The organism is Shewanella sairae (genome assembly GCF_023283535.1).
GTDB classification, from domain to species: domain Bacteria; phylum Pseudomonadota; class Gammaproteobacteria; order Enterobacterales; family Shewanellaceae; genus Shewanella; species Shewanella sairae.
This window is the reverse complement of sequence record NZ_JAKILT010000167.1, coordinates 1-1,536: the sequence shown is the minus strand read 5'-3', so window position 1 is coordinate 1,536 and position 1,536 is coordinate 1. Positions and strand designations below refer to the sequence as shown.

1 protein-coding gene is annotated in these 1,536 nt (G+C 39.7%); it reads right to left on the bottom strand.

Annotated elements, in window-relative coordinates; translation table 11 throughout:
* Positions 1 to 251: 251 nt before the first annotated feature.
* On the bottom strand, positions 252 to 1,022 hold the full coding sequence (locus L2748_RS23850; RefSeq protein WP_220783608.1) for a hypothetical protein: 771 nt from the start codon (positions 1,020 to 1,022) through the stop codon (positions 252 to 254).
* Between the last annotated feature and the right edge of the window lie 514 nt (positions 1,023 to 1,536).

Genomic DNA, 1,536 nt, shown 5'->3' with positions numbered 1-1,536 from the left:
TGTCCTTCTGTACCACTCTTAAAATTTGTCATAACACCCTTATCTTGTTAACTATCCCAATCAAAGCCACTGGCCAATGCCTCGGTTCGATTATAATAGCGAAAACCAAACCGCTTCACCTCTTCTTTACGCACTTCCACTGGGGGTGCTTAAAAGTGGACACTGGTTGGTGATTGATTATCGGCGCCACAGGTTCATTTAATACCGGTTGCACATCTCCCCACAAATCATTGTAAGAATAGTGAATATCGTTAGGCTTGTAATTGTTCGCATTCATGACGACCTCCATTATTACCCTCAAATCGCGAATAATGTTGTTCAAAATTCATCGCAACAGAGAGTCCAATTTGATAAGCCGGTAATTGACGCTCCCGAGTGAAGTCAATGGCTTTGGATAAATCATAATTCTCACAGAAATCATTCAAAATCCGTTTCGGTGCTCCAAAGGCAACCAGCCGTTCTAACATCTCGTATACACCGTCCTCGCTAACCGCAGCGAAAAAGCTATGATCGTTTTCTTTATTGAGGAAATAATCAATCCAGTCCTGGCGAGTGAAATCGGCATCCACAGCAGGGAGATCTAAATAGTTAGGTTCTTCAACCTTCAATTCTAATGAATTGGTTCTGAACACCTTCACCTTTGGAGATAACGTCAGTACGTAGGCTTTAGCGTGTTCTAAATCATCAAATGAGGTCAATGCTAACTTGGTTTTATTATCAACAATGGCAAACCCCAGCTTAGGGAGTTCAGGTGCAACCACGCCCTTTAACTCGTAACGCTCATTAAGCGCTTGGGCAATGTTACGGGTAAGTCCGTAAATGCAATAAGGCATGATCTTTGGATCAACATATTGATGAACCACCACATTAATTTCTTCAATTTCAATAAACTCATTGAATGATGCGATCCAGTATCGTAGAGGAGCATTGAAAGCTCCTTTGGGTAACTGGCGGCGAAAGAGAGCGTCTACTAAACTCACCGCCGCATGAGACTTTTTACGTGTTTTTCTCTTTGACTTCATAACGACCTCAATCAATCTAATTAATTGTAAAATAACAGTATTATTATACCACTCACCACTGTATAGAAAAACAGTTTTGTGTTTATTTTGTACGATAACACAGCGTCGATTTCGCCTTTTCTCTTTGCTAAGCCGTCGCGTAGCGACAAGCGTCGCAGACAAACCCGCTATACAGAAACAAATGAAGCCTAACGGTCGGTTAGACAAAATATCCTTTCAGCGCTGCTTGTAAGATATGTCCCCTAGCGTTAGCTAGGAAGTGGACATTTCATTTTTGTTTGTGGCCTTAAAAGATCTTTTTATCTTTCATTTTTTAAAAAGCTTGTAACCCATCAAAGAAAAAGATTTCAAGCCTAAAGATCACTACTAACTTTGTCGTCTTGATTTGTACTTTAACTTTTCCCAAAAAAAACTCTGATTGAATAAGATAGTACGGGGATAAACAAAAAAGCATTCGAAACACCTAATTCAAAGAGAATAAAGCAGCATGTTTTTGTTAATTTAGAGACCATAA

Coding starts and splice junctions, on each gene's coding strand:
- L2748_RS23850 (WP_220783608.1), bottom strand. CDS start 1,022: ATGAAGTCAAAGAGAAAAACACGTAAAAAGTCTCATGCGGCGGTGAGT.